The sequence below is a fragment of the Micromonospora sp. SD12 genome (assembly GCF_052068495.1).
GTDB classification, from domain to species: domain Bacteria; phylum Actinomycetota; class Actinomycetes; order Mycobacteriales; family Micromonosporaceae; genus Micromonospora; species Micromonospora echinofusca.
In genome coordinates, this window is sequence record NZ_JBQHDF010000013.1 from 1 (window position 1) to 24993 (window position 24993).

Genomic DNA, 24993 nt, shown 5'->3' on the forward strand with positions numbered 1-24993 from the left:
AGCACGCCCGCGTCGCCGGTGACGACCCACCCGTCGACCAGCGTCTTCGCCGTGGCCTCCGGCATGTTCCAGTACTCCACCATCACGCCCGGCGAACGCAGCCAGACCTCGCCGACCTCGCCGGCCGGCAGCGGGTTGCCCTTGTCGTCCACGACCTTGACCTCGAAGCCCGGGTACGGCAACCCCGCCGACTGCATCTTGCCGCTGTCGGGCGTGTGGTCGGCCGGGGGCAGACAGACGGCGGAGTTGCCGGTCTCGGTCAGGCCGTAGATCTGGGCGAACTCGCAGCCGAAGCCCTCGATGCAGCGGGCCAGCAGCGCCGCCGAGATGGGCGCGCTGCCGTAGACGATCTTCCGCAGGGAGGCGAAGTCCGCCTTCGTGACGCCCGGTTCCGCGAGCAGCAGTCGCAGCATCGAGGGCACCGCGAGGATGGTGGTGACGCGCAGCGTCCTGATCAGCTCCACCGCGCCGGCGGTGGTGAACTCACGCATCACCACGTTCGTGGCGCCCGAGGCGAAACCCATCGCCGCCCACGACAGGCCGCCGATGTGGAAGCCGCCGTTGCAAAGGAGGCTGACGTCGCCCTCACGCAGGTCGAGCCAGTCCAGGTCCGCCGAGGCGAGCCCGTCGCGTACACAGAAGAAGCTGCGGTGCGCGAGGACGACGCCCTTCGGCAGCCCCGTGGTCCCGCTGGTGTACATCTGTGCCAGCGGCGTGTCCGGCGTCACCCTGGTCAGCACGTTCGCGTCCGGCTGGGCCGACACCCAGGCCGCGAAGCCGGCCCGGGCCACACCGCCGGAGTCCAGCGCCACCACCTGCTTGAGCATCGGCAGTTCCGGCGCCAGCTTCTCGGCTACGACGGCCGAGTCGGCGTCGACGAACAGCAGCGCGGCACCCGAGTCACGCAGGATGTGCTCGACCTCGCCGGCAGCCAACCGCCAGTTGATCGGCACCAGCACCACACCGGCCTTCGCCGCCCCGAAGAAGAGGTCGTAGAAGTGCTCGGACTCCCTGCCCAACCAGGCGATACGGTCACCAGGACGCAACCCCGCCGCCTGGAGACCACGCGCCACCTGATTGCTGACACGATGCAGGGTGGCATAGTCGACGCGCCGGCCCTCGCAGATCATGGCGACGGCGTCCGGCTGCTGGGCGGCGTGCCTGCGCGCCACGTCGACGAGCGTGCGCAACTGAACAGTCACCGGGTCCTCCTCAGTGGGCCTACGGATGGAGGCGACTCACGCCGCGAGACGCATGCCGGGCGGGTTGGCCAGAGCCATCCGCACCTCGTCCTCGGCGATGTCGTCGTCGCCGCTCCCCTTAGTGCGCGAGCGCGAACTGAACGTAATCAGCGCACGTCCATCACCCGGTAACAGTGGAAGAACCGGCCCTGCGGGCCCGGGCGACCAATCGGTCCAGCAGCACGCCCCGGCGAGCGGGCGGGCGCACAGGCGGGGGCCAGGCGGAGCACGCGCGCGGGGGCGTCGCGGTTCAGCCGCCGAGGCTCGCCGCCGCCGAGGCGATCGCCGGGGCGAAGGTGCTCACCTGGGTGTAGACGCCGGGGTAGGAGGGCCGGGCGCAGCCGTTGCCCCAGCTCACGATGCCGACCTGGATCCAGGCGTTGCTCGCGTCCCGCCGGAACATCGGGCCGCCCGAGTCACCCTGGCAGGTGTCGATGCCGCCGCTGGCGTAGCCGGCGCAGATCTCCTCGCTCGCGATGATCTGGCCGCCGTAGTAGGAGTTGCAGGTCGCGTCACTGACGAACGGCACGGTGGCCTTGCGCAGGTAGCGCTGCTGCGCGCCGCCCTCGCGGGTGGCGCCCCAGCCGGCGACCGTGAAGGTGCCGTTGTCGTACGCGGTGCTGGTGGCGATCTTCAGCGTCGGGAGCGTGGTGACCGGCGTGGCCAGCCGGATGAGGGCCCAGTCCTTGCCGTTGCCGTTGTAGCCGGGCGCCCGGTAGACGTAGTTCGAGCGCACCTGGATCCGGCTCGACGACTGGAGGTCCACCACGCCGAGGGTGGCGGTGATGCTGGTGTTCGTACCGGTCCCGCCGACGCAGTGCGCGGCGGTCAGCACCAGGCGCGGGCTGTAGAGCGAACCGCCGCAGCCCATGGAGAGCCGCACCATGAACGGGAACTCCCCCTGCGCGGCCAGCGTCCCGCCGACGACGTACGGGGTCACCTCGGGCCCGGGCTTGGCGGAGGCCGGAACGGCCAGGACGAACGAGCCGGCGGTGACCGCCACCAACGCGGCGGCCAACCGGCCGACGAGTGTGCGCCAACGGACCATGGGAGCCTCCCGAACCCTCGCGGCGCGCCGAGACGGTGCGCCGGAAACCGATGGCGGGAGCCTATGGATACGCATCGATGACTGGCAATGGCCCGACCCATCCCGCGTCGGTCATACCGTGGCCCGACGGAATCCGACCGCCCGACCGGACGCCGCCCGTTTTGCACCGGGACCGCCCGGGTACGGCCTTGGCATGGACACGAACACGAAGGCACACCTCGTTGGCGGCCCCCGCGACGGCAGCACCATCGACACGGGCGGCGACGCCCTCGTCGAGGTGGAGATCGACGGCATGATGCACCGCTACGTCCGGACCACCAAGCAGCACGGCGAGGACGGCACGGTCTACAACTACGACGGAATGGTGGCCCCGGACGGCGGGGAGCCCGGCGTCGAGGACCCGGAGGCCCGGGTGGCCTCCCCGAAGGCGGACGCGGAGGGCCACGGCGGGAAGCACTGAGCTGCGGATCAGCCCCGGCCGGGCACGGATGAACCGCGTCCGGCCGGGTAAGCAGCCCGCGACCTGGTGGAACGACCGGAGGTCGCGAGACCCCGCGACCGGACGCGCGGGCGGGCGGCGCAGGCCGGCCCGCCCGGGCGTACGGTCAGTTGTTGCTGATCCAGTTCCAGGCCGACACCACCCACTCGGTCTGCTGGAGGTAGGCGATCCCGAGACCGGCCAGGAAGACCGCCGTCACCAGGTGCGCCCCGCGCGCGCTGCGCCGCACCCGGCCCAACTGCCGCTCCAGCACCACCCGACCGAGCAGGCGGGCCAACGCGAACAGGCCGGCGGCCACCAGCAGGCTCAGCAGGAAGATCAGGAACGGGCCGGCGAGATCGCCGCCGCCCGAGATGGCCCAGATCCCCCAGCAGACGAAGGCGAAGAGCGCGCCGGCGGCACTCCACTCGCCGCCGCGCTTCAACTGCTCGACGTGCCAGCTCAGCGGCCGTCGCGGGGCCGGCGCGTCCGGCCAGCCCGTGCCCGTCGGCTCGTGCTCGACGACGGGGAACGGTTCCGTGCGCGACGTACGGGACTGCCCGACCGAGGCCACCCCCCGCTGGAACCCGTCGCGCTGCGGCGGCACCCCGGCACCGGGCTGCGGCGGCACCTCGACGGTCCGCTCGGCCCACGGCTGCGTCTGGTCGACCATCTCGTCCTCCCCTGGACCGACGGCGACCACCGGCCGCCGTCCGTTCCGAGGGTAGCCAGCCGGCAAACCGGGCGCCGAGGCCGCACCGGGGCACGGCACCCGAACCGCCGGCCCCGGTGCACGGACCGGCCGGGCCTGGCGCCGGGCTCAGGGCCGTGGCGCCGTGACCGAGGTCACCGCCCACCCGCCTCGCCACACGCCCCCACCGCGCCTTCCGGAGGAGGGCCACCGCTCGACCGACGGCGGACGCGCGAGGCGGCGCGGATCGGGCCGGGGCGGTACGGTCGGCTGATGGGGGACACGGAGCGCCGTCGGCGCCGGCTGCGGCACCCGACCGGTGACACGGGCGGGGCCGGCGGCCCGAACGCGACGACCGCCGGGGTGCACGACGGCCCCGAGCCGCCGCGTGCCCGCCGCAGCGGGCCGGGCGACGAGGGCGACCGCGGCCTGCGGGGTCTCGTCGGCCCCGGCTCCTCCCAGGTGAGCGTGACCGCCGCGATGCGGGCCCGCGACGCCGCCCGCCCCACGGACGAGGACCTGGCCGCGGCCGAGGAACGCGTGGTGATCATCCGCCGCAACTGGACGCCCCGCGAGGACCTCCCCCGCCGCTGACGGCGGATCGTCGTGGAAACCGCGACGGTGGACCGTGGCGGAACCGGTCCCTCGGGGCCACGAACCGTCCCGGATCCACCAGCCTGGCGGCGCCCGGAGTCACCCGGGCGCCGGGACGGCCGGTCGGGCGGTCAGGGCAGCGTGGGGAGCTGGCGGGTGCCCTCGTAGTCGGCCACCTGGGCGATCCGGCGGGCGTGCCGCTCGTTGCCCGAGAACGGGGTGGTCAGGAACGCCTCGACGATGGCGGTCGCCTCGTCCAGCGTGTGCTGACGGGCGCCGACCGCCACGACGTTCGCGTCGTTGTGCTCGCGGGCCAGCTGGGCGGTGTCGATGCTCCAGGCGAGGGCCGCCCGGACGCCGGCCACCTTGTTCGCGGCGATCTGCTCGCCGTTGCCCGAGCCGCCGATGACCACCCCGAGGCTGCCGCCGTCAGCCACCACCCGGTCGCCGGTGTGCAGGCAGAAGGCCGGGTAGTCGTCGTCCGGGTCGAAGGCGTGCGGGCCGACGTCGACCACGTCGTACCCCTCCTTGGTCAGGTGGTTGACCAGGTGCACCTTCAACTCGAAACCGGCGTGGTCGGATCCCAGGTAGACGCGCATACCGCGCAGTCTGTCAGGCCCGCCTCCGGAGCGGCGCGCGGGCGGCGCCCCGGAGGCGGATTCGTCACAGGGTCAGCGGGACAGCTCGGCGACCACCAGGCCGCCGCGCGCCTTCGGGGTGAACCAGGTGCTCTTGCGCGGCATCTTCTCCCGCGCCAGGTTGACCGCGACGAAGTCGTCCACCGTCACCGGTGCCACCAGCACCGCCAGCTCGGCCCGTCCCGCGTCGACCTCGCCGGTCAGCCAGCTCGCCGGGTAGTCGCCGCCGACGTAGGTGATCCGCTTGTCGCCCGGGTCGAGCCCGAGCGCGTCGCGCAGCAGCAGCCGCTCGACCAGGGCGTGGTCCAGGTTCTCCAGCCGGTTGTCGCCGACGTGCGGCAGGGTGACCGCGTACCCCTGGCCGGCGAGGCGCAGGTGCACGGTGCCGCCGGCCGCCGGGACCTCGACCGGGCCGTCGATCGGGCTGATCCGCGCGCCGGCGGCGCGCAGCCTGGCGAGCAGGTCGTCGGCGGTGGTGGTCAGCTCGCTGACCAGCCGGTTGTAGGGCTGGATCGCCACCGACGCCGGGGTCGTGATCACCGACAGGAAGCGCGGCAGCCCGCCGGTCTGGGCGGCGAGGCTGCGGTGGTTGCCGTCGGCCACGACCAGCTCGCCGCCGCCCGCCAGGGCGGTCAGCTCGTCCTGGCGCGGGCCCGGGCCGAGCAGCCAGATGGCGTGGGTGCGCCCCGCCTGGTCGGTGTCGGTCGCCGCCGGCGCGCCGGCCGCGTCGGTCGCCGCCGCCAGGGCGGCGTGCAGCTCGTCGCCGCGCCCGGTCTGGAGCAGGAGTACGGGCGACAGCAGGTGGCCCAGCGCCTCGGCGAGGGCCACCCGCTCCCGCACCTTCGCGATGAAGACGTCCTCGTTGCGGATGACCAGACCGGGCTCGTCGGCGCGGGTGGAGATCTGGTCGGTGTCGACCATGGCGAAGAGCCCGTACGCGTTCTCCTCCCCCGGCGCGCTGATCCGGTAGAGGACCACGACCTGCTCGGCCGGGGTGTAGCTGCCGTCGGCCTTCGCCTCGGCGAGCCGGGTCACCGCGTCCGGCAGGGCGTCGAGGAAGGACTTGCCCAGGCTCTCCGGCGCCCGATGCGGCATCTCGATGCCGAGGGCACTGTGCGGGTTCGCCTCGATGATCGCGGTGATCTCCGCGTCGTCGGCGAACTCGTCGTAGTTCTGCGCGCCGGTGCCGCCAGTGGTGATCCAGGCCCGGGCGATCGGATGCACGACCGTCATGTGCGAAGACGCTACCGGCGGCGCGGGTCCCGCCGGCGCGGGACCCACGCGTGGTCCACCAGATGAAAGAGCTACCGGGCGGGCGCCGGGTTCAGGCGGTGCGGTCGGGCTGTCCCGCCGCCCGGCGGTGCCGACCGCCCGGCGTGGGAGCGCCCGCCGGTCGCCGGCCCGGCACACCCGGCCCGGCGGGAACGATCCTGCGGGACCCGGCCGACGCCGCCGGCACCGGCCGATGCTCGGCGGGCAGGACGGGCGCCACGGACCGGTCGGCGGGCAGGACGGGCCGGTGCTCCGCCGGCGACACGGGCCGGTCGGGCGCCGCGACGGGCCGGCGCCCGGCCGGCGGGGTCAGCCGGGAGGTGGCCGGCACGCGGGCGACGCCGACCACGATCGGCGGGGCGAGCAGGTCCACCATGTGGGCGGGAAGGTCGGGACGGAGCGTCGGCCAGCGGGAGTCGTCGACCGACCAGTACGCCGTGTCCGGGCGCTCGGTCACCCCCTCCCGGGTCGACGGATCGTCACCGGGCACACGGTGCTTGGCCATCGGTTTTGCCTCCACGAGCTGCGGGGTGCGGCCCTGCGGGTCGCTGCGGCGGACACCGGGGCCAACGATCCCGCCGCCGTCCCGGTGACGCCCCGCACACCCTTCCCGCCCCTGCTCACCGCCGTTCCGTGGCCCGGCGAGGGGTCCGGGCCGGGATTCCGGCGCCGGGCCCCTCGGGTCGGTGGGAGGGCGGTCAGTCGAAGATCGGGTCGAGGTCCCGGGAGCGCTTGAGCTCGTAGAAGCCGGGGGTGGCGGCGACGAGCAGGACGCCGTCCCAGAGCCGGCCGGCGGCCTCGCCCTTGGGCGCCGGGGTGATCACCGGGCCGAAGAAGGCGACCGTGCCGCCGTCGGGACCCGGAGCGTGGATCACCGGGGTGCCGACGTCGGTGCCGACCGGGCGCATGCCGGCCTCATGGCTGGCCCGCAGCGCCTCGTCGTGGTCGCTGCCCTCGGCGACGTCGGCCAGCGCCGGGTCGAGCCCGACGTCGGTCAGCGCGGCCACGAACAGCTCCCGCGTGAACTTCTCCCGCCCGAGGTGGATCCGGGTGCCGAGCGCGGTGTAGAGCTTCCGGACGGCGTCCTGGCCGTACCGCTGCTCCACCGCTATGCAGACCCGCACCGGGCCCCAGCCGGTCCGCATCAGCTCCTGGTACTCCTCGGGCAGGTCCCGGCCCTCGTTGAGCACCGACAGGCTCATCACGCGGAACCGGACGTCCACGTCCCGGACCTTCTCCACCTCCAGCAGCCAACGGGAGGTGATCCACGCCCACGGGCAGAGGGGGTCGAAGAACATGTCTACGGCGGCACGCTCGCTCACGGCTGGTCCCTTCGAAACGGGGTGCGCCGGCCTCCCGGCGCCTCCTGCGATCTTCACCCCGGCGGGTATCGACCGACAGCGGAATGAGAGCGTGACCTCGCCCACCAAGGGGTGTTCATGCATGGAAGACTCGAATCCGGCCGTCACGAGCGGCCGATCACGGCGCCAACGGGGCGTGCTGCGAGACGGGATGGAGACGAAAGTGCCGGGAGTGCGCAACCTGACGCAGGTCGAGGCCACCGAGCGGGCCCGCCTGCTCGACGTGACCGGATACGACATCAGTCTGGACCTCTCGTCCGCCGTACGGGCGGCCGAGGCCCGCACCTTCCGTTCGAGGACCGAGGTCCGGTTCCGGTGCACGGAGCCCGGCGCGAGCACCTTCATCGAGCTGGCCGCCGACTCCGTACGCTCCGCCACGCTCAACGGCGCCCCGGTGGGCCTGGGCGACTGGTCGGCCGAGAAGGGCCTGACCCTGTCGGGACTGGACAGCGACAACACGCTCGTCGTCGAGGCGGACTTCGCGTACTCGAACAGCGGGCAGGGGCTGCACCGCAGCGTCGACCCCGTCGACGGTGAGACCTACCTCTACAGCCAGTTCGAGACGGCCGACGCCCAGCGGGTCTACGCCTGCTTCGACCAGCCCGACCTGAAGAGCGTCTACACCTGGCACGCCACCGTCCCGGAGCACTGGAAGGTGGTCTCCAACATGCCGGTGGAGCGGGAGGAGGCGGCGGGCGAGGGCCTGAAGACGGTCCACTTCGCCACCTCGGTGCGGATGAGCACCTACATCACCGCCCTGTGCGCCGGGCCGTACCACGAGGTGCGCGACAGCCACGACGGCATCGACCTGGGCGCGTTCTGCCGGGCCTCGATGGCGCCGCACCTCGACTCGGACGACCTCTTCCTGGTCACCAAGCAGGGCTTCGACTTCTTCCACGAGCAGTTCGGCGTGCGCTACCCGCTGCCCAAGTACGACCAGCTGTGGGTGCCCGACTTCAACGCCGGCGCGATGGAGAACTTCGGCTGCGTCACGCACGCCGAGGCGCACTACCTCTTCCGCTCGCAGGTGACCGACTACGAGTACGAGCAGCGGGCCAACACGATCCTGCACGAGCTGGCGCACATGTGGTTCGGTGACCTGGTCACCATGCGCTGGTGGAACGACCTGTGGCTCAACGAGTCGTTCGCCGAGTGGGCCAGCCACTGGTGCAACACCCACGCCACCCGCTTCACCGAGGCCTGGACGACGTTCCTGTCGATCCGCAAGAACTGGGGCTACCGCCAGGACCAGCTCTCCTCCACCCACCCGGTCTACTGCGAGATGCCGGACCTGGAGGCGGTCGAGGTCAACTTCGACGGCATCACCTACGCCAAGGGCGCGAGCGTGCTCAAGCAGCTCGTCGCGTACGTCGGCGAGGAGCCGTTCCTGGCCGGGCTGCGGGCCTACTTCGCCAAGCACGCCTGGGGCAACGCCACCTTCGACGACCTGCTCTCCGAGCTGGAGACGGCCTCCGGCCGGGAGCTGCGCAAGTTCGCCGCCCAGTGGCTGGAGACGGCGCAGGTCAACACCCTGCGCCCGGAGCTGACGATCGGCGCGGACGGCACCTACGAGCAGGTGGTCGTGCTCCAGGAGGCGCCCGCCGGGCACCCGACGCTGCGGACCCACCGGATCGGGGTCGGCCTCTACGACCTGACGGACGGCCGGCTGGTCCGCCGCGAGCGTCACGAGGTCGACGTCACCGGCGACCGCACCGAGGTGTCCGCGCTGCGCGGCGTGCCCGCCGCCGACGTGCTGCTGCTCAACGACGACGACCTCACCTACACCAAGCTGCGCCTCGACGAGCGCTCGATGGCCACCGTCGTGCAGCACATCGCCGGCTTCGAGTCGTCGCTGGCCCGCGCGCTGTGCTGGACCGCCGCCTGGGACATGACCCGCGACGCCGAGCTGGCCGCCCGCGACTACGTGGCGCTGGTGCTGGCGGGGCTGCCGGCCGAGACCGACATCAACCTGGTCAACGCGGCCCTGCGCCAGGCCAACACGACGCTCACCTACTACGCCGACCCGGCCTGGGCGCCGACCGGCTGGGCGGAGCTGGCGCGCACCGCGCGTACGGCGCTGGCGGCGGCGGAGGCGGGCAGCGGCTTCCAGCTCACCTGGGCCCGCGCCTACGCCCAGGCGGCCCGCTCGGCCGAGGACCTCGCCGCCCTGCGCGGCTGGCTGGCCGGCAACGACGTGCCGGCCGGCCTGTCCATCGACACCGAGCTGCGCTGGGCCGTGCTGGACGCCCTGGTCGCCAACGGCGCGGCCGGCACCGCCGAGATCGAGGCCGAGCTGGCCGGGGACCGGACGGCCAGCGGCGAGCGGGAGGCCGCGTACGCGCACGCGCTGGTGCCGACGGCGGAGAACAAGGCCGCCGTCTGGGCCGAGCTGACCGGCCCGGAGGCGCTGCCGAACTGGCGCAACCGGGCGCTGCTGCAGGGCTTCACCCACCCGGCCCAGACGGAGCTGACCGCGTCCTACCGGGAGAAGTACTTCGCCGTGGTCGGCCAGGTCTGGGGCAGCCGGGACAGCGAGCCGGCGCAGGAGTTCGCGCAGCTGGCGTACCCGATGTTCCTGGTGGACGAGGAGACGGTGGCGGCCACCGACGCCTGGCTTGCCGGCGACGGCCACCCGGCGTCGCTGCGCCGGCTGGTGGCTGAGGGCCGCGACGGCGTCGTGCGCGCCCTGCGGGCCCGCGAGCGGGACGCCCGCGGCGCCTGACGTACGCCCGACACGGTGAAGCCCGGCCCGCACAGCGGACCGGGCTTCACCGTTGGACGTCGGGTGGGCTCGGGTCGGTCAGCCCTTGCCGGCGTGGCTGGCGAGCTGGTCGAGGCCGTTGATGATGCCGCCGGCCAGGTCGCCGCCGCCGAACGCCGCCACCATGGAGAGCGCGGCGAGCCGGGCGTACGTGTCGGGGATGCGCTTGCGGGCGTGCCGGCCGGTGACGATCTCCAGCTGCCGCTGGTTGGGCGACACCGCGATCAGGACCGACCGGTCGGGCTCGGCGAGCTGGCGGTGCAGCCGCTCGGCGTGCTCCCGGATCGGCTCGTCGAGGCCGCCGACGAAGACCGAGAAGACCAGACCGGTGCCCTGGTCGGCCAGGCGCAGGGCCTCGTCGATGCGCAGCAGCTGGCGGGTCGAGAACGGCCCGTCCAGCACCTCGGGCGGAGTCCCGGCCTGCTTCTCACCAACGGTCACTTGCGCCTCCGGTTCCACCGGCCGGCGCCTCGACGCCGGCCCGCTCGAGCTTGTGGCTGGTCAGCGCCGGCGCCTGCGCGCCCGCTGCCAGGGCGGTGCCGGCCGAGTCGGCCAGCTGCTCCGGCCGGCCCAGGAACCAGACCGGAGTGAAGTCGAAGCGCCGGCCCGGTCGGTAGCGCTTCGCGCCGCCACCGCCGCCACCACGGTTACCGGCGTACGCCAGACCGGCGATCACCAGCACCGCGGCCGCCGGGATGCCGACGAAGACCAGCAACGTCTCGGTTACAGACAATCCCAACGCCCCCAGGCGGAAGAAGAGACCTCAAGGATCCGGGTCGGGTGGACGATCATGGCGCCGACCGCCCGACACCGCTGCCATTCACGTTAGCGGAGCCCACGGCCCGCCAGATTGCGGGGTGGCGATCCCATCCGCCACTGGAGTGCTCCAGTTGCGCAGCCGTGGCGATCAACCTCGCGTCGTCGCCGTACCGGCCGGTCAGCAGGACCCCCACGGGCAGCCCCTCGGCGGTGACACCCACCGGCAGCGAAACCGACGGATCACCCGTGACGTTGAAGACCGCGCAGTACGGCGAGAACCGGCGTTGCCGGTCGAAGTCTTCGGCCGGGTCGCCACCGGAGGCGAACCAGCCCAGCGGCGCCTGCGGCGCGGCGAGGGTGGGGCAGAGCAGCAGGTCGCAGCCGGCGGTACGGCGTACGCCGAGGCGTACCTGCGCCTGGAGTTCGCCGAGCGTGGCGGTGAGGGTGCCGGCGGAGATCTCCGCGCCCCGGGCGCGCAGGTGGCGGGTCAGCGGCAGCAGGTCGGCCTCCCGCTCGGGCGGCACGGGCGCGAGCGCCAGCACGTACCAGACGATCTCGAACAGCGGCCACACGGCGGGCCCGAGGGGCGCGGGGACGTCGACCACCTCGTGGCCGGCGGCGGTGAGCAGCGCCGCGGCCCGGTCCACGGCGGCGAGGCAGTCGGGGTGCACCGGCTCGTCGGCGAGCATCGGGGCGGTGAACCGTCCGACCCGCAGCCGCCCCGGGTCGGCCCGCCGGGCCGCGCCGAGCCAGCCGCCCTCGGGCGGGGCGGGCGCCAGGTAGGGCTCGCCGGGCACCGGCCGGGCCAGCACGTCGAGCAGCGCCGCCACGTCGGCGACCGTACGCCCGATCGGCCCGTTGGTCGGCAGGCCGTAGGCGCCGGAGCCCACCGGCCCGCCGGAGACCAGGCCCCGGCTCGGCTTGTAGCCGACAAGGCCGCACAGCGACGCGGGGATGCGCAGCGAGCCGCCGCCGTCGGAGCCCTGGGCGACCGGGACCAGCCCGGCCGCGACGGCCGCCGCCGCCCCTCCGCTGGAGCCGCCGGCGGTGTACGCCAGGCCCCACGGGTTGCGGGCCGGCGGCGCGACCAGCCCTTCGGAGTAGAGCGAGCAGCCCAGCTCGGAGGTCGTGGTCTTGCCCAGGCTCACCAGCCCGGCCTGCGCCATGAACCGGACCACGTCGGCGTCCACCGGCGGCACGAAGTCGGCGAACGCCGCCGAGCCGAACGTGGTGCGCACCCCGGCGGTGAGGGTGAGGTCCTTGATCGCGGTCGGCACGCCGTGCAACGGGCCGCGCTTGTCGGCCGGTACGGCGTCGGCGGCACGGGCCGCCGCGCGGGCCCGCTCGCCGGTGACCGTGACGAACGCGCCGACGGTGTCGCCGAGCGCGTCGACCCGGGTCAGGTGGTGCTCGACCAGCTCGACGCTCGACAGCTCGCCGCGGGCGATCGCGGCGGCCTGCTCCAGCGCCGTCAGGTCGTGCGGCTCAACCATCCCCTCATCCTGCCCGCCCGGCCGCCACTGTGCCGTACGACACGGCCGGCCCACGGTGCGACGCGCGCCATATCCCCCTGACATGACCACATCGGGATGACCGCCCACCGGCACCCGGCCCGCAGGATGGACCCGATCGATGGCGATCACCGTCCACCCGGTGGCCCCCCGCACCGCCGCCACCGACCCCCACCCCCGCAGGGAGCGTCGCCGTGCAACCCCTACCCGCTCTGCACCCCGTCCCCCGCCGTCGCTGGTCCTCGCGCGCCACCCGGCCGCTGCTGGCCCTCGCCCTGGTCGGCGCGAGCCTGACCGTCACACCCGCCGCACCGGCCGGCGCCCAGGACCTGCCCACGGCCGCGCCGCTCGCCGCCAACCCGTACGAGCGGGGTCCGGCGCCCACCGTGGCGAGCATCGAGGCCACCCGCGGCCCGTTCGCCACCGCGCAGACCACCGTCGCCGCCAGCAGCGTCAGCGGCTTCGGCGGCGGGACGATCTACTACCCGACCAGCACCGCCGAGGGCACCTTCGGCGCGGTCGCCATCTCCCCCGGCTTCACCGCGCGTCAGACCTCCGTCGCGTGGCTCGGCCCCCGCCTGGCCTCGCAGGGCTTCGTCGTCATCACCATCGACACCCGGTCCGTGTACGACCAGCCGGCCAGCCGGGGAACCCAACTGCTGGCCGCCCTGGACTACCTGACCAACACGAGCACCGTCCGCACCCGCATCGACCGGAACCGGCTCGCCGTGATGGGCCACTCGATGGGCGGCGGGGGCAGCCTGTCGGCGGCCAGCACGCGGCCCGCGTTGCAGGCGGCGATCCCGCTGACCGGCTGGCACACCCAGAAGAGCTGGTCGACGGTACGTGTACCGACCCTGGTCATCGGGGCCGAGAACGACACGGTGGCCCCGGTCTCGTCGCACTCGGAGCCGTTCTACACCAGCCTGCCGGCCACGCTCGACAAGGCGTACCTGGAGCTGAACGCGGCCAGCCACTCGGCGCCCACCTCGTCCAACGTGACGGTGGCGAAGTACAGCATCTCCTGGCTCAAGCGGTTCGTCGACGACGACACCCGCTACGAGCAGTTCCTCTGCCCGGCCCCCCGGGGCACGGCGATCGAGGAGTACCGGGACACCTGCCCGCACTCCTGAACCCACAGCTCCGGAGCCGTCGCGCGCACTGGGGGCCGCGACGGCTCCGGATTCCACCCGCCGGGCGGCGGGGCCCTTCGGGGACCGCGCCGCCCGGACGCGGGCTCAGGAGCGGGTGCCGAGGAACCGCAGCGCGTTGCCGCCCAGCAGCAGGGCGCGCTGTTCCCCGGTGAGGAAGTCCGCCTCGCGTACCACCCGGCCGACCGGCCGCTCCCCCAGCGGGTACGGGTAGTCGCTGCCCACGAGCACCCGCTCGGCACCCATGGTGTCGACCAGCAGCCGCAGCGCGGGCGCGGAGAAGACCACCGAGTCGACGCAGAACCGGTCGACGTACGAGCTGGGCGGGGCGGTGGAGGCACCGCGTACCAGGTCGCCACGGCGGTGCCAGGCGTTGTCGGCCCGGCCCAGCCAGAACGGGAAGCTGCCGCCGCCGTGCGCGAAGCAGATCCGCAGCGTGTCGGGCACCCGGTCGAAGACGCCGCCGAGGATCAGCGCCAGCACCGACAGGTGCGTCTCGGCGGGCATCCCGGCGAGCCAGCGGGCCATCCACCGGTCCAGCCGGGGGCCGCCCGGCATGTCCCACGGATGGACGAAGACCGGTGCGCCCACCTCGGCGCAGTGCGTCAGGAACTCCACGATCCCGGCGTCGTCCAGGTCGCGGTCGCCGACGTGGTTGCCGATCTCCACCCCGGCGTGCCCGGCCGCGAGGCAGCGGTCCAGCTCGGCGCAGGCCGCCTCCGGGTCCTGCAACGGCACCTGACAGAACGGCACCAGCCGGTCGCCACCGGCGGCGGTGACCTCCAGGGTCAGATCGTTGAAGATCCGCGCCACCTTCACCGCCTGCTCGGCGGGGCGGTCGTAGCTGAAGAAGACCGGGGTGGGCGAGACGACCTGCACGTCCACGCCGTCGGCGTCCATGTCGCCGAGCCGGGTCGGCGCGTCCCAGCACTCCGCCCCGACCGGGCGGAACTCCGTCTCCCCCACCATGATCATGGCGGCCCGCTCGGAGTCGACCCGCAGCCGGGGCCAGTCGGACCCGCCGCACGCCGCGCCGAGGTCCGGCCACCCCTTCGGTACGACGTGCGTGTGCACGTCGACCACCGGCGGCCGGGCCTGCCCGGGACCGCGCATCAGCCCTTGCCCGGGTGCAGCGCGCCGCAGTTCGCGCAGGTACGCGCGGCCTCGTCGGCGTAGAACGCCGCGAAGACCGGAGGCAGGTCGGCGGCGATGTCCCGGACCTGCAACTCGACCTCGTGCACCTTGTGCCCGCACTCGGCGCAGTACCACTGGAACTTCTCCAGCGTGCCCTCCTCGCGGACCCGCTCCACGACCACGCCGATCGAACCGGCCTCGGGGCGCTGCGGCGAGTGCGGGGTGTTGCGCGGCAGCATCCACATCTGACCCTCGCGCACGTGCACCGTACGCGGCCCCTCCGGGAGCATCAGGTTGATGTGCATGTTGCCCTTGACCTGGTAGAAGAACTCCTCGTACGGGTCGACGTGGAAGTCGGTGCGCTGGTTGGGGCCGCCCACCACCATCACGATGAAGTCGTCCCCGCCCGGGAACATCTCCTTGTTGCCGACCGGCGGCTTGAGCAGGTGCTGGTTCTCCGCGATCCAGCCCGGAAAGCTGAACGGCTCCGCGATCTCACTCACGACTGACCTCCTGACGGAAGAAGGGCCACGGCCTGGATTTCGATGAGCAGGTGCGGGTGGGGTAGTTGGTGTACGGCGACGGTGGTGCGGGTGGGTCCGGTGGCGTCGAAGTATTCGGCCCAGACCTGGTTGTAGCCGCCGAAGTCGTTCATGGTGACGAGGTAGGTGGTGACCTGCACGAGGTCGCTCAGGTCGGCGCCGACCGTCCGTAGCAGGTCGGCGATGTTGTCGATGACGGCGCGGGTCTGTGCGCGGATGTCGAGGTTGGTGGTGCCCAGCTCGTCGACTTCGACGCCGGCGAAGGTGTTGTCGGGCCGGCGGCTGGAGGTGCCGGAGACGAAGACGAACCCACCGGCGACCTTGACGTGCGGGAACGCGCCGCGCGGTACGGCCTTGCCAGCGACGACGTGCGCCTGCCCGCTCATTCCGACGCCCGCAGTGAGGCGGTGCCGAGGTGTTCGACGACGGCGCGGACGTGAGCGCCGGGTTTGAGGGGCACGGCGGCGGTGGCGGCGCCGGCGAGGAACACCCACCCTTCGCGCAGCCGTACGCCGTGGCGGCCGGCGAGGCGGATGCCCTCGTCCAACGCGCGGCGGGGGTCGCCGAGGATCGCGGCGGTCGAGCCGACCTGTGCCACGCGTCCGTCGATCTCCAGCAGCACACCCAGGTTGTCCAGGCCGTCCGGGACCGGCGACCACGGGCCGATGACGAACGCGGCGGCGGAGGTGTTGTCGGCGATCACGTCCGGCAGGGAGAAGCTGAAGTTCGCGTACCGCGAGTCGATGACCTCGATCGCGGGTGCGACCGCGCGCACGGCGTCGGTGAAGTCCCCGACCGGCTCGCCGGGCTCGGGCAGGCGGTCGAGCAGGAACGCCACTTCGGGCTCCACCCGGGGGTGGATGAACACGGCCGGGTCGAGGGTGCCGCCGTCGGGGATGCGCATGGTGTCGGTGAGCCGGCCCCAGATGACCTCGTCCACGCCGACCTGGGCCATCTTCGCCTTGCTGGTCAGGCCCATCTTCAACCCGACCAGGCGCTCACCCCGGTCGAGGCGACGCTGGATCAGCGCGGTCTGCACCGCGTACGCCGCATCCACGTCCAGACCGGTCTCGGCGGCCAACTGCGCGATGGCGGTGGCGGTGTCGGCCGCCACGCCCAACCGTTCGGCGATACCGGCGGTGTCCGGCCCGATCATGATGTCTCCTTGCCGGCGAGGTCCAACGCCACGTCCACGATCATGTCTTCCTGCCCGCCGACCATGCGGCGGCGGCCCAACTCGACCAGGATCGAGCGGACGTCCACGCCGTACTTGTCCGAGGCCCGCTCGGCGTGGCGCAGGAAACTCGAGTACACCCCGGCGTAGCCGAGAGACAGGGTTTCCCGGTCGACCTGCACCGGCCGGTCCTGCAACGGGCGCACGATGTCGTCGGCGGCGTCCATCAACGCGAACACGTCACAGCCGTGCTGCCAACCGTGCAACTCCGCGACGGCCACGAACACCTCCAGCGGGGCGTTGCCCGCCCCGGCGCCCTGCCCGGCCAGCGACGCGTCCACCCGCACCGTGCGCCCCGACGGCGAGCCCAGCGGACCGTCGCCGGCGATGCGGCCGTGTTCGACCGCGACCACGCTGTTGGCCACGCCGAGGGACAGGTTGTGGTGGGCGTGGATACCGATCTGCGTGGTCGGCTCCAACACCTGCCGATAGGCGTCGACCCGCTGCGCGACATCCGACATGAGCAGCCGGCCGCCGGAGTCGGTGACGTAGACACAGTGCGCCCCGTACGACTCCATCAGCTTCGCCTGTCCGGCGAGGCCGGCCGGGTCGTTCATGTGCGACATCATCAGGAACCCGGACACGTCCATGCCGTTCTCCCGCGCCCACGCGATGTGCTGCGCCGAGATGTCGGCCTCCGTGCAGTGGGTGGCGATGCGCACACTCGTCACTCCGAGCGCCTTCGCCGCCTTCAGATCCGCGATCGTGCCGATACCCGGCAACAGCAGAGTCGTCAGCTTCGCCGAGGTCATCACCTCGGCCGCCGCCGAAATCCAGTCGGCGTCACTGGCCGCACCATGACCGTAGTTCACACTCGAACCAGCCAGCCCGTCACCGTGGGCGACCTCGATCGCGGCCACCCCCGCCGCATCCAACGCCGCGGCGATCGTGCGAACCTGCTCCACCGTGTACCGGTGGGCGACGGCGTGCATGCCATCGCGCAACGTCACGTCCTGGATGTACAGATCGGTCACGACAGCACCCCCGAAGCAGCCTCGGAGCGCACCGCCACCAGCCGCTCGGCCGTACGCAGCGCCGCCGACGTCATGATGTCCAGATTCCCCGCGTACGCCGGCAGATAGTGCCCGGCGCCGGAGACCTCCAGGAACACCGACACCTGCAACCCGCGCAGATGCCGACCCAACGACGGCACATACGCATCCACCGGGTCGAACTGCACGTCCTGCTTCAACCGATAACCGGGCACGTACTCCTGCACCGACGCCACCATCTCCTTTACGGAGGCGGCGATCGCCGCCCGATCCGCGTCCGCGTCCTCACACAGGCAGTACACGGTGTCGCGCATCAACAGCGGCGGGTCCGCCGGGTTCAACACGATGATCGCCTTACCCCGCTGCGCACCACCGACGACCTCGATCGCCCGCGCCGTGGTCTCGGTGAACTCGTCGATGTTCGCCCGCGTCCCCGGCCCCGCCGACCTCGACGCGATCGACGCCACGATCTCCCCGTACACCACCGGCGTCACCCGACCGACAGCCGCCACGATCGGCACCGTCGCCTGCCCACCACACGTCACCATGTTCACGTTGCGCTCGCCCAGATGCTCATCCAGATTCACCGGCGGCACCACATACGGACCGATCGCCGCCGGCGTCAAATCCACCACCAGCCGACCATGCGCACGCAGCACCGCATCGTTGCGCCGATGCGCGCCCGCCGACGTGGCATCAAACACCAACTCCACATCCGCGAACTCCGGCATCGCCACCAGGCCGTCGACACCCTCGGCGGTGGTCGCCACACCCAACCGCCGTGCCCGCGCCAGGCCGTCGGAGTCGGGGTCGATGCCCACCATCGCCACCATCCGCAGCGACCCCGACAGCCGCAGCACCTTGATCATCAGATCGGTGCCGATGTTGCCCGACCCGATCACCGCCACCCCGACGCTCACGACGCCTCCCCCTCACCGAAGACCGCAACGGTCGCCGACCCACCCCGCACGGTCACGACGCCTCCGCCGAGAAGCAGGTACGCACCGAACCCAGGCCGGAGATACGCGCCTCGTACGCCGCACCGGCCGTCACCGGCACCATCGGACCGAGCGCCCCGGACAACACCACGTCGCCCGCGCGCAGCGGATCACCCGAGCGGGCCATCGTCTGCGCCAACCACTGCACCGCGTGCAACGGATTACCCAGGCAGGCGGCACCCGCCCCCACCGACACCGGCTCACCGGCCTGCTCCAGGACCATCCCGCACAACCGCAGGTCCACGTCGGCGAGCCGACGCGGCGCGGTACCGAGCACGAACAGGCCACTGGAGGCGTTGTCCGCCACCGTGTCCACAATCGAGATGTCCCAACCCGCCACCCGAGAATCCACAATCTCGATCGCCGGCAACACGTGATCCACCGCCCGGATCACGTCCGCGCTCGTGATCCGCTCGTCGGGCAGGTCCGCACCGAGCACGAACGCGACCTCCGCCTCCACCCGAGGCTGCAACAGCCGGTCGATGTCGACTTCCGCGCCGTCCGGCACCGCCATGTCGTCGAGCAGCACGCCGAAGTCCGGCTGGAACACACCGAAGCTCTCCTGCACCGCCCGCGACGTCAAGCCAACCTTCGCACCGACCCGCCGGTGGCCGCGCTGCAACCACTGGCGCGCTTGGAGCTGCTGCACGAGGTACGCAGAGGTGACGTCGCCCTCGGGCAGCAACCGCCCCCGCAGCGGCGCACACGGCTTGCCGTTCTCCCGCGCTTCGACCAGCTCCCGCGCCGCCGCCTCGTAATCGACGCTCATGTCAGCTCCCCGCTCCGCTCGCCGCCGCCGCGACAGCGATGTGCTCGTCACGCCCGCTCATGTCAGGTCCACGCAGACGTTGGTCAACTCGGAATAGAAATCGAGGGAATGCACGCCACCCTCACGCCCGATACCCGACGCCTTCACCCCACCAAACGGCGTCCGCAGATCCCGCAGGAACCACGTGTTCACCCACACGATCCCCGCATCCAATCGCGCGCCGGCCCGGTGCGCCCGCCCCACATCCCGCGTCCACACCGCCGCCGCCAACCCGTACTCCGTGCCGTTGGCCAGCGCGAACGCCTCGTCCTCATCATCGAACGGGGCGACATGCACCACCGGCCCGAAGATCTCCTCACGATTGGTCCGCGCGTCCGCAGCAAGCCCCGTCAACACCGTCGGCTGCACATACGCACCACCATCACGAGCGTCACCGAACGCCGGCACACCACCCCCGGCCAACACCTGCGCGCCCTCGGTACGAGCCAGGTCGTAATAGCCGAGCACCTTGTCCCGATGCTGACGCGAAATCAACGGCATGTTCACCGTCGCCTCATCCGCCGGCCACCCGAACCGCAGGTCAGCAGCCCGCTCCGCCAACCGCGCCGTGAACTCCTCGAACACCGGCCGCTGCACGTAGATCCGCTCCGTGCAAAGGCACACCTGACCACCATTGGTGAAACTCGACCGCACCGAACCCGCCACCGCCGCGTCGAGGTCGGCGTCGGCGAACACCAGACCGGCGTTCTTGCCACCCAACTCGAACGACACCGGCCGCACCCCATCAGCCGCCGCCCGCATGATCGCGCTGCCCGTCGCCGACTCACCGGTGAACGTGATCGCATCCACCCCCGGATGACGGGTCAAAAACTCCCCCGCCGAATCCGGACCGAACCCGTGCACCAGATTGAACACACCCTCCGGCACACCCGCCGCGGCCATCACCTCCGCCAACAGCGTCGCCGACGCCGGCGTCTCCTCACTGGGCTTGACGATCACGGCATTGCCGCAGGCAAGGGCGGGGGCGACCTTCCACGTCAGCAACAGCAACGGCAGGTTCCACGGCACGACCACCGCCACCACACCCACCGGCTTACGCACGGCGTAGTTCAACGCCCGCCCACCCGACGGCGTCACCGTCGTGAACGACTCCGTCGGCGCCGTCGCCACGATCTCCGCGAACGCCCGGAAGTTCGCCGCACCACGCGGAATGTCCAGGGTGCGCGCCTGCGAGATCGACTTACCCGTATCCGCCACCTCAGCGGTCACCAGATCATCGAAACGACGCTCCAACTCCTCAGCGACCCGACGCAACACCTCCGCCCGCTCCCGCTCCCCCATCCGACCCCACGGCCCACCCAACGCCCCCCGCGCCGCCGCCACCGCATCGTCCACACACGCCCGATCCGCCTCGGCCACCTCGAACACCGGCTCACCCGTCACCGGACTGCGCTTGACGAACCGCCGCCCACCCCCGACGAACTCACCACCGACGAAGTTGCGCAGCAGGCCCGGGCCGTCGGGCGCCCGTCCGGTCATCAGCCGGGGATCCCAGGTCACGGTCATCGACGCCTCCCTCGGCTGATCGTGAGGCCGACCGCCCCGGCCAGCAGCGCAGCCGCACCGGCGGCCACCGCCCCGAGCATCCGGTGCTGGCGGCGGACCCGGCGACGCACCTGGGCGTACGGGGTGGTCGAGAAGGACACCAGCTCGTAGCGGGACACGTACCGGCCCGGCAGCAGCCGCTCCAGCGCGTGCTCGACCTTGCGGCCGGCCTGGAACAGCGGCGAGGCGACCTTGTCCCGCATCTCCACGAAGTTCGCCAACGCCATCTGTGCGATCGCCTCGGCGTTCTCCTGGCGCCGCTGCTGGAACAGCGGCAGCGCCTCCGACCAGTCGTCGGCGCACTCGTCCAGGCAGCGGTCCAGCTCGACCACGTCCTCGAAGGCGCAGTTCGCGCCCTGGCCGTAGAACGGGACGATGGCGTGCGCCGCGTCGCCGAGCAGGCCCACCTTCCCGTACGCCTGCCACGGGGTGCAGCGGACGGTGCCGAGCACGCCCACCGGGTTGTGCTGGTAGTCGTCGACGAGGCCCGGGGCCAGCGGGGGCAGGTCCGGGTAGTGCTCGGCGAAGTGCCGCTCGATGGCCGCCGGGCTGCCCAGCGAGGCGAAGCTGGCGGTGCCGTGGGTGGGCCAGAAGAGCGTGCAGGTGAACGAGCGGTCCGGGTTCGGCAGCGCGATCATCATCGAGGTGCCGCGCGGCCAGATGTGCAGCGCCTGCGGGTCGAGGGCGAACTCCCCGCCCAGCGGCGGGATCGTCAGCTCCTTGTAGCCGTAGTCGAGGAAGTCCACGCTCTCGGTCAGCAGCCCGTACGCCAGCAACTGCCCACGCACCGCGGAGCCGGCGCCGTCGGCGCCGAGCACGACCGACGCGGCGGCCGCGACCGTGCCCTGCGGGGTCTCGAAGGTCATCTCGCCGCTGGTCGCATCGAGCCCGACGAGCCGGTGGTCGAAGGCGACCCGCACCCCCGGCAGGCTGGTGGCCGCGTCCAGCAGCGCGTTGTTCAGCGCGCCCCGGCTGATCGAGTTGATCGCCCGGTCGCCGGAGGCGCTGTACGACTGGAACTGTGCCTCGCCGTCCACGGGGTGGATCATCCGGCCGCGCATCGGCAGCCCGTCCGCCAGCACCTGCTCGTCGAGCCCGATGCGGCGCAACGCGTCCAGGCCCCGCTCGGAGAGCGCCAGGTTGATGGAGCGTCCCCGCTCGACGGTGCCGGTACGCGGGTCGGGCCGCCGCTCGTAGAGCGCCACCGGGTAGCCGCGCCGGGCCAGGAAGCAGGCCAGCAGGCAGCCGGCCAGGCCCGCGCCGACCACCGCGATCTCGTTGCGTTCCTCGGTCATGAGTTGTTCACCTCCGCCACCGTGGCCGCCAGTGCCTCGGCGGCCCGCCAGCAGTCGTGGAACGTGGAGTAGAGCGGCACCGGGGCGAAGCGGATGATGTCCGGCTCCCGGGCGTCCGCGATCACCCCGTGCTCGTGCCGCAGCCGCTTGGCCAGCTCGGCCGCGCTGCCCGCGCCGATGCGCACCGAGAGCTGGCAGCCGCGCCGCTCCGGCTCGCGCGGGGTGACCACGGTCAGCGGACGGTTCGCGGTCACCTCGTCGAACAGCCCCGCCAGGTAGCCGGTGAGCCGGAGGCTGCGCTCGCGCAGCGCGGGCATCCCGACGGCGTCGAAGAGCTCCAGCGAGGTCCGTACCGGGCCCATCGCGAAGATCGGCGGGTTGGAGATCTGCCAGGCCTCCACGGTCGCCGGCGGCCGGGAGACGGGTGTCATCTCGAACCGGGTGGCCGCCTCGGTGCTCCACCAGCCCTCGAAGCGGGGCAGGTCCGGGTCGCCGAGGTGGCGCTCGTGCACGAAGACGCCGGCCAGTGCGCCGGGCCCGGAATTCAGGTACTTGTAGGAGCACCAGGCGGCGAAGTCGACGTCCCAGTCGTGCAGCGCGAGCGGGACGTTGCCGGCGGCGTGCGCCAGGTCCCAGCCGACCACGGCCCCCGCCGCGCGGCCGGCGGCCGTGATCGCCGGGATGTCCATCAGCTCGCCGGTGAGGTAGTTGACCCCGCCGAGCAGCACCAGCGCCACCGTGTCGCCCTCGGCGGCCAGGAACGCGGTCACGTCCTCGGTGCGAAGGGTGTCCTCGCCGGCTCGCGGGCGCAGCCGGACGACCGTGGTGTCCGGGTCGAGGCCGTGGAAGCGGGCCTGGCTGCGCACGGCGTAGCTGTCCGAGGGGAAGGTGCTGTCCTCGATGACGATCCTGGTGCGCGCCCCGGCCGGCCGGTAGAAGCTGACCATCAGCAGGTGCAGGTTGACGGTCAGGGAGTTCATCACCACGACCTCCGCCGGGGTGGCGCCGACCAGTCGCGCGGCCGGCGCCGTCAGCAGCTCGTGGTACGGCAGCCAGGGGCGCTCCGCCTCCAGGTGCCCCTCGACCCCGAGCCGGCGCCACGCGTCCAGGTCGGCGGCGAGTTCGTCGCGGGTGGCCCGGGGTTGCAGGCCGAGGGAGTTGCCGGCCAGGTACGCGGCGTCGCGGAAGCGCCCGCCGTCGGCCGGCGGCACGTGGAACAGGTGGCGGTGCCCGGGATGGGCGGCGTCGAGGCGGCGCGCCTCGGCCTCACCGGCGGCGGAACCGAACGAATCGGATGTGGGGGTGGTCATGGGGTCGTCTCGCTCTCGGGTCACATCGCTGTCCGGGCCGACCACAGCTCGGGGAAGACCACCCGGGCCATGCTGCGCTGCAACCACGCCAGTCCGGCGGAGCCGCCGCTGCCGACCTTGGCGCCCATTGTGCGCTGCACGGCCTTGACGTGGTGCTGCCGCCAGTCGCCGAACTGCTCGGCCACCTCGGTCAGCGCCTCGCCCAGCATCCGCAGGTGGTTCTCCGGGCCGGGCTCGGCGTAGATGCGTACCCAGGCCGCCTCGACGGCGGCGTGCGGCTGGTGCTCGGCGGTGAACTCCCGGTCGAGCAGGTCGGCCGGCAGCTCGTGGCCGTGCCGGGCCAGCAGGGCGAGCACGTCGTCCCAGAGGCTCGGCGCCGCCAGGGTGGCGCGCAGTTCGGCGTACACGTCGGTCTGCCGCCGGAACGGCCGGATCAGCGTCTCGTCGCGGAGGCCGAGCAGGAACTCCAGGTGGCGGTACATCGCCGACTGGAAGCCGGAGCCCTCGCCCAGCAGGTTGCGGAACCGGTTGAAGTCGGCCGGGGTCATCCAGCGCAGCCCGTTCCAGGCCGCGTTCAGCCCCTCCAGGTGCAGCGCGGCGCGGCGCAGCGGGGCGAGCGCGTCCCACACCCGGTCGGCCCGCAGCAGCCGCTGCGTCTCGCGCAGCTCGTGGCAGGTCAGCCCGAAGTACAGCTCCATGATCTGGCTGACCATCAGGAAGGACATCTCGCCGGGGTCGTCGCTCAGCGGCTGCTGCAACCGGTGCAGCGTGCTGGCCTGCACGTACGCGTCGTACGGCACCCGCTCGGCGAACTCCAGCGTCGGTTCGCCGCCGTTGCGGGCGGCGCGGGCGGCGCGCTGCCGCGGGGTCGCCGGGCGCACCGCCGCCTGGACGGGTGCCCGCAGCTCCGTCTGCTCCACCGGTTGGCCTCCCTCTGCTCTGCGTCACCCGGGACGACCGACAGTCGGCCGTTTTCGGGATGACCGACATGATCTCTCGGCGGAACCCCTGATCGGAATGCCGGATCAACGGCACGCAGGCCCTCTGACCTGCGGCGCGGAAGGCATGAGCTGGTTTCGGGTTTGAGGAAGTAAGGTCGCCGCATGGACGACATGGACTGGGCGTTGCTGCGGGAACTGCAGGCCGACGCGCGGCTCTCCTTCAGCGAACTCTCCCGCCGGGTGCACCTGTCGCCGCCGGCCGTGGCCGAACGGGTACGCCGGCTGGAGGAGTCGGGCGTGATCACCGGCTACCACGCCCACGTCGACCTGACCCGGGCCGGCCGCACCGTGGTCGCGCTGATCCGAATGTCCTGCTACGGGTCGCGGTGCATCCTGCACGACCCGGACGTGGCGGGGTGGCCCGAGATCCTGGAGATCCACCGCATCACCGGCGACGCGTGCAGCATGCTCAAGGTGGCCGCCGGGTCGATCGACGACTTCGAGGCGGTCATCGACCGGCTCGCCCCGTACGGCCAGCCGTCCAGCACGATGGTGCTCTCCACTCCGCTGGCGTGGCAGCCCGTGACCCCCCTGCCCCCCGCTGACCGGCCCCGCTGACCCCGCCCCGGGTTTGCCCCCCGGCCAGCGGGAAAGCAGGCCCTGTTGCC

The 24993-nt window shown here is 72.6% G+C and carries 26 protein-coding genes; 5 read left to right on the plus strand and 21 right to left on the minus strand.

Annotation, left to right across the window (positions count from 1 at the left end; translation table 11 throughout):
* Positions 1 to 1202 (minus strand): AMP-binding protein (locus ACTMS2_RS21515; RefSeq protein ID WP_441177003.1); only part of this gene is annotated, 1202 nt, incomplete at its 3' end.
* Between the two features lie 289 nt (positions 1203 to 1491).
* The gene (locus tag ACTMS2_RS21520; RefSeq protein ID WP_441177004.1) at positions 1492 to 2289 is read right to left on the minus strand and encodes a S1 family peptidase; all 798 of its coding nucleotides are present in this window, start codon (positions 2287 to 2289) and stop codon (positions 1492 to 1494) included.
* A gap of 193 nt (positions 2290 to 2482) precedes the next feature.
* On the opposite strand from ACTMS2_RS21520, the gene ACTMS2_RS21525 reads away from it, so the two are divergent.
* Positions 2483 to 2749: a hypothetical protein gene (locus tag ACTMS2_RS21525; protein WP_441177005.1), complete on the plus strand. Its 267-nt coding sequence runs from the start codon at positions 2483 to 2485 to the stop codon at positions 2747 to 2749.
* A gap of 145 nt (positions 2750 to 2894) precedes the next feature.
* On the opposite strand, the gene ACTMS2_RS21530 is transcribed toward ACTMS2_RS21525, so the two are convergent.
* Positions 2895 to 3440, minus strand: coding sequence for a hypothetical protein (locus ACTMS2_RS21530; RefSeq protein WP_441177006.1), 546 nt, complete (start codon positions 3438 to 3440; stop codon positions 2895 to 2897).
* Positions 3441 to 3731: 291 nt separating this feature from the next.
* Here ACTMS2_RS21530 and ACTMS2_RS21535 point away from each other — a divergent pair, with 291 nt between their 5' ends.
* Positions 3732 to 4052, plus strand: coding sequence for a hypothetical protein (locus tag ACTMS2_RS21535; protein ID WP_088998807.1), 321 nt, complete (start codon positions 3732 to 3734; stop codon positions 4050 to 4052).
* A gap of 131 nt (positions 4053 to 4183) precedes the next feature.
* Here ACTMS2_RS21535 and ACTMS2_RS21540 read toward each other — a convergent pair whose 3' ends face one another.
* From ACTMS2_RS21540 to ACTMS2_RS21555, 4 genes are all read right to left on the minus strand, one after another.
* Positions 4184 to 4651: a ribose-5-phosphate isomerase gene (locus tag ACTMS2_RS21540; RefSeq protein WP_441177007.1), complete on the minus strand. Its 468-nt coding sequence runs from the start codon at positions 4649 to 4651 to the stop codon at positions 4184 to 4186.
* A gap of 72 nt (positions 4652 to 4723) precedes the next feature.
* The gene (locus ACTMS2_RS21545; RefSeq protein ID WP_441177008.1) at positions 4724 to 5923 is read right to left on the minus strand and encodes a DUF1015 family protein; all 1200 of its coding nucleotides are present in this window, start codon (positions 5921 to 5923) and stop codon (positions 4724 to 4726) included.
* 91 nt (positions 5924 to 6014) lie between these two features.
* Positions 6015 to 6467 (minus strand): hypothetical protein, encoded by a 453-nt coding sequence (locus ACTMS2_RS21550; RefSeq protein ID WP_441177009.1) that lies wholly within the window; start codon positions 6465 to 6467, stop codon positions 6015 to 6017.
* Positions 6468 to 6660: 193 nt separating this feature from the next.
* Positions 6661 to 7284: a mycothiol-dependent nitroreductase Rv2466c family protein gene (locus tag ACTMS2_RS21555; RefSeq protein ID WP_441177010.1), complete on the minus strand. Its 624-nt coding sequence runs from the start codon at positions 7282 to 7284 to the stop codon at positions 6661 to 6663.
* A 211-nt stretch (positions 7285 to 7495) separates the two neighbouring features.
* Here ACTMS2_RS21555 and pepN point away from each other — a divergent pair, with 211 nt between their 5' ends.
* Positions 7496 to 10045, plus strand: coding sequence for an aminopeptidase N (gene pepN / locus ACTMS2_RS21560; protein WP_441177111.1), 2550 nt, complete (start codon positions 7496 to 7498; stop codon positions 10043 to 10045).
* 78 nt (positions 10046 to 10123) lie between these two features.
* On the opposite strand, the gene ACTMS2_RS21565 is transcribed toward pepN, so the two are convergent.
* From ACTMS2_RS21565 to ACTMS2_RS21575, 3 genes are read right to left on the minus strand one after another with little or no spacing between them, the layout of a single operon-like run.
* Positions 10124 to 10525, minus strand: coding sequence for a DUF5130 family protein (locus ACTMS2_RS21565; RefSeq protein ID WP_088998801.1), 402 nt, complete (start codon positions 10523 to 10525; stop codon positions 10124 to 10126).
* Positions 10512 to 10823, minus strand: coding sequence for an aa3-type cytochrome oxidase subunit CtaJ (gene ctaJ, locus ACTMS2_RS21570; RefSeq protein ID WP_435832544.1), 312 nt, complete (start codon positions 10821 to 10823; stop codon positions 10512 to 10514). Before ctaJ ends, ACTMS2_RS21565 begins: the two co-directional genes overlap by 14 nt.
* Positions 10824 to 10872: 49 nt before the next feature.
* On the minus strand, positions 10873 to 12336 hold the full coding sequence (locus ACTMS2_RS21575) for an amidase (RefSeq protein ID WP_441177011.1): 1464 nt from the start codon (positions 12334 to 12336) through the stop codon (positions 10873 to 10875).
* Between the two features lie 212 nt (positions 12337 to 12548).
* Here ACTMS2_RS21575 and ACTMS2_RS21580 point away from each other — a divergent pair, with 212 nt between their 5' ends.
* A complete protein-coding gene (locus ACTMS2_RS21580) occupies positions 12549 to 13487 on the plus strand; it encodes a poly(ethylene terephthalate) hydrolase family protein (protein ID WP_441177012.1) in 939 nt (312 codons plus the stop codon).
* Between the two features lie 105 nt (positions 13488 to 13592).
* Here the strand turns inward: ACTMS2_RS21580 and ACTMS2_RS21585 are convergent, their stop codons facing one another.
* From ACTMS2_RS21585 to ACTMS2_RS21635, 11 genes are read right to left on the minus strand one after another with little or no spacing between them, the layout of a single operon-like run.
* A complete protein-coding gene (locus ACTMS2_RS21585) occupies positions 13593 to 14618 on the minus strand; it encodes an amidohydrolase family protein (RefSeq protein ID WP_441177013.1) in 1026 nt (341 codons plus the stop codon).
* Positions 14618 to 15142: a 3-hydroxyanthranilate 3,4-dioxygenase gene (locus ACTMS2_RS21590; RefSeq protein WP_088998797.1), complete on the minus strand. Its 525-nt coding sequence runs from the start codon at positions 15140 to 15142 to the stop codon at positions 14618 to 14620. Before ACTMS2_RS21590 ends, ACTMS2_RS21585 begins: the two co-directional genes overlap by 1 nt.
* On the minus strand, positions 15139 to 15567 hold the full coding sequence (locus ACTMS2_RS21595; RefSeq protein ID WP_441177014.1) for a RidA family protein: 429 nt from the start codon (positions 15565 to 15567) through the stop codon (positions 15139 to 15141). Before ACTMS2_RS21595 ends, ACTMS2_RS21590 begins: the two co-directional genes overlap by 4 nt.
* Positions 15564 to 16337 carry a 2-keto-4-pentenoate hydratase gene (locus ACTMS2_RS21600; RefSeq protein WP_441177015.1) on the minus strand — a complete coding sequence of 258 codons (774 nt, stop codon included), beginning with the start codon at positions 16335 to 16337 and terminating at the stop codon, positions 15564 to 15566. Before ACTMS2_RS21600 ends, ACTMS2_RS21595 begins: the two co-directional genes overlap by 4 nt.
* On the minus strand, positions 16334 to 17389 hold the full coding sequence (gene dmpG / locus ACTMS2_RS21605; RefSeq protein ID WP_441177016.1) for a 4-hydroxy-2-oxovalerate aldolase: 1056 nt from the start codon (positions 17387 to 17389) through the stop codon (positions 16334 to 16336). Before dmpG ends, ACTMS2_RS21600 begins: the two co-directional genes overlap by 4 nt.
* Positions 17386 to 18327, minus strand: a complete 942-nt coding sequence (locus tag ACTMS2_RS21610; protein ID WP_441177017.1) for an acetaldehyde dehydrogenase (acetylating) — start codon at positions 18325 to 18327, stop codon at positions 17386 to 17388. The genes dmpG and ACTMS2_RS21610 overlap by 4 nt, the downstream gene beginning before the upstream one ends.
* Before the next feature lie 52 nt (positions 18328 to 18379).
* Positions 18380 to 19174, minus strand: coding sequence for a 2-keto-4-pentenoate hydratase (locus ACTMS2_RS21615; protein ID WP_441177112.1), 795 nt, complete (start codon positions 19172 to 19174; stop codon positions 18380 to 18382).
* Positions 19175 to 19231: 57 nt separating this feature from the next.
* Positions 19232 to 20713: a 2-hydroxymuconic semialdehyde dehydrogenase gene (locus tag ACTMS2_RS21620; RefSeq protein ID WP_441177113.1), complete on the minus strand. Its 1482-nt coding sequence runs from the start codon at positions 20711 to 20713 to the stop codon at positions 19232 to 19234.
* 23 nt (positions 20714 to 20736) lie between these two features.
* On the minus strand, positions 20737 to 22074 hold the full coding sequence (locus tag ACTMS2_RS21625; RefSeq protein ID WP_441177018.1) for an FAD-dependent oxidoreductase: 1338 nt from the start codon (positions 22072 to 22074) through the stop codon (positions 20737 to 20739).
* Positions 22071 to 23384, minus strand: a complete 1314-nt coding sequence (kynU, locus tag ACTMS2_RS21630) for a kynureninase (RefSeq protein WP_441177019.1) — start codon at positions 23382 to 23384, stop codon at positions 22071 to 22073. Before kynU ends, ACTMS2_RS21625 begins: the two co-directional genes overlap by 4 nt.
* Positions 23385 to 23404: 20 nt before the next feature.
* Complete coding sequence (locus ACTMS2_RS21635) at positions 23405 to 24304, minus strand: tryptophan 2,3-dioxygenase (RefSeq protein WP_441177020.1); 900 nt, start codon at positions 24302 to 24304, stop codon at positions 23405 to 23407.
* Between the two features lie 183 nt (positions 24305 to 24487).
* Between ACTMS2_RS21635 and ACTMS2_RS21640 the strand changes: the two genes are divergently transcribed.
* Positions 24488 to 24943, plus strand: a complete 456-nt coding sequence (locus ACTMS2_RS21640; RefSeq protein ID WP_441177021.1) for an Lrp/AsnC family transcriptional regulator — start codon at positions 24488 to 24490, stop codon at positions 24941 to 24943.
* The last annotated feature ends 50 nt before the right edge of the window (positions 24944 to 24993 follow it).

Bases quoted from the DNA above. Each gene is read 5' to 3' on its own strand.
- ACTMS2_RS21520 (WP_441177004.1), bottom strand. From the start codon at position 2,289: ATGGTCCGTTGGCGCACACTCGTCGGCCGGTTGGCCGCCGCGTTGGTG.
- ACTMS2_RS21525 (WP_441177005.1), top strand. From the start codon at position 2,483: ATGGACACGAACACGAAGGCACACCTCGTTGGCGGCCCCCGCGACGGC.
- ACTMS2_RS21530 (WP_441177006.1), bottom strand. From the start codon at position 3,440: ATGGTCGACCAGACGCAGCCGTGGGCCGAGCGGACCGTCGAGGTGCCG.
- ACTMS2_RS21535 (WP_088998807.1), top strand. From the start codon at position 3,732: ATGGGGGACACGGAGCGCCGTCGGCGCCGGCTGCGGCACCCGACCGGT.
- ACTMS2_RS21540 (WP_441177007.1), bottom strand. From the start codon at position 4,651: ATGCGCGTCTACCTGGGATCCGACCACGCCGGTTTCGAGTTGAAGGTG.
- ACTMS2_RS21545 (WP_441177008.1), bottom strand. From the start codon at position 5,923: ATGACGGTCGTGCATCCGATCGCCCGGGCCTGGATCACCACTGGCGGC.
- ACTMS2_RS21550 (WP_441177009.1), bottom strand. From the start codon at position 6,467: ATGGCCAAGCACCGTGTGCCCGGTGACGATCCGTCGACCCGGGAGGGG.
- ACTMS2_RS21575 (WP_441177011.1), bottom strand. From the start codon at position 12,336: ATGGTTGAGCCGCACGACCTGACGGCGCTGGAGCAGGCCGCCGCGATC.
- ACTMS2_RS21585 (WP_441177013.1), bottom strand. From the start codon at position 14,618: ATGCGCGGTCCCGGGCAGGCCCGGCCGCCGGTGGTCGACGTGCACACG.
- ACTMS2_RS21595 (WP_441177014.1), bottom strand. From the start codon at position 15,567: ATGAGCGGGCAGGCGCACGTCGTCGCTGGCAAGGCCGTACCGCGCGGC.
- ACTMS2_RS21600 (WP_441177015.1), bottom strand. From the start codon at position 16,337: ATGATCGGGCCGGACACCGCCGGTATCGCCGAACGGTTGGGCGTGGCG.
- ACTMS2_RS21615 (WP_441177112.1), bottom strand. From the start codon at position 19,174: ATGAGCGTCGATTACGAGGCGGCGGCGCGGGAGCTGGTCGAAGCGCGG.
- ACTMS2_RS21620 (WP_441177113.1), bottom strand. From the start codon at position 20,713: ATGACCGGACGGGCGCCCGACGGCCCGGGCCTGCTGCGCAACTTCGTC.
- ACTMS2_RS21625 (WP_441177018.1), bottom strand. From the start codon at position 22,074: ATGACCGAGGAACGCAACGAGATCGCGGTGGTCGGCGCGGGCCTGGCC.
- kynU (WP_441177019.1), bottom strand. From the start codon at position 23,384: ATGACCACCCCCACATCCGATTCGTTCGGTTCCGCCGCCGGTGAGGCC.
- ACTMS2_RS21640 (WP_441177021.1), top strand. From the start codon at position 24,488: ATGGACGACATGGACTGGGCGTTGCTGCGGGAACTGCAGGCCGACGCG.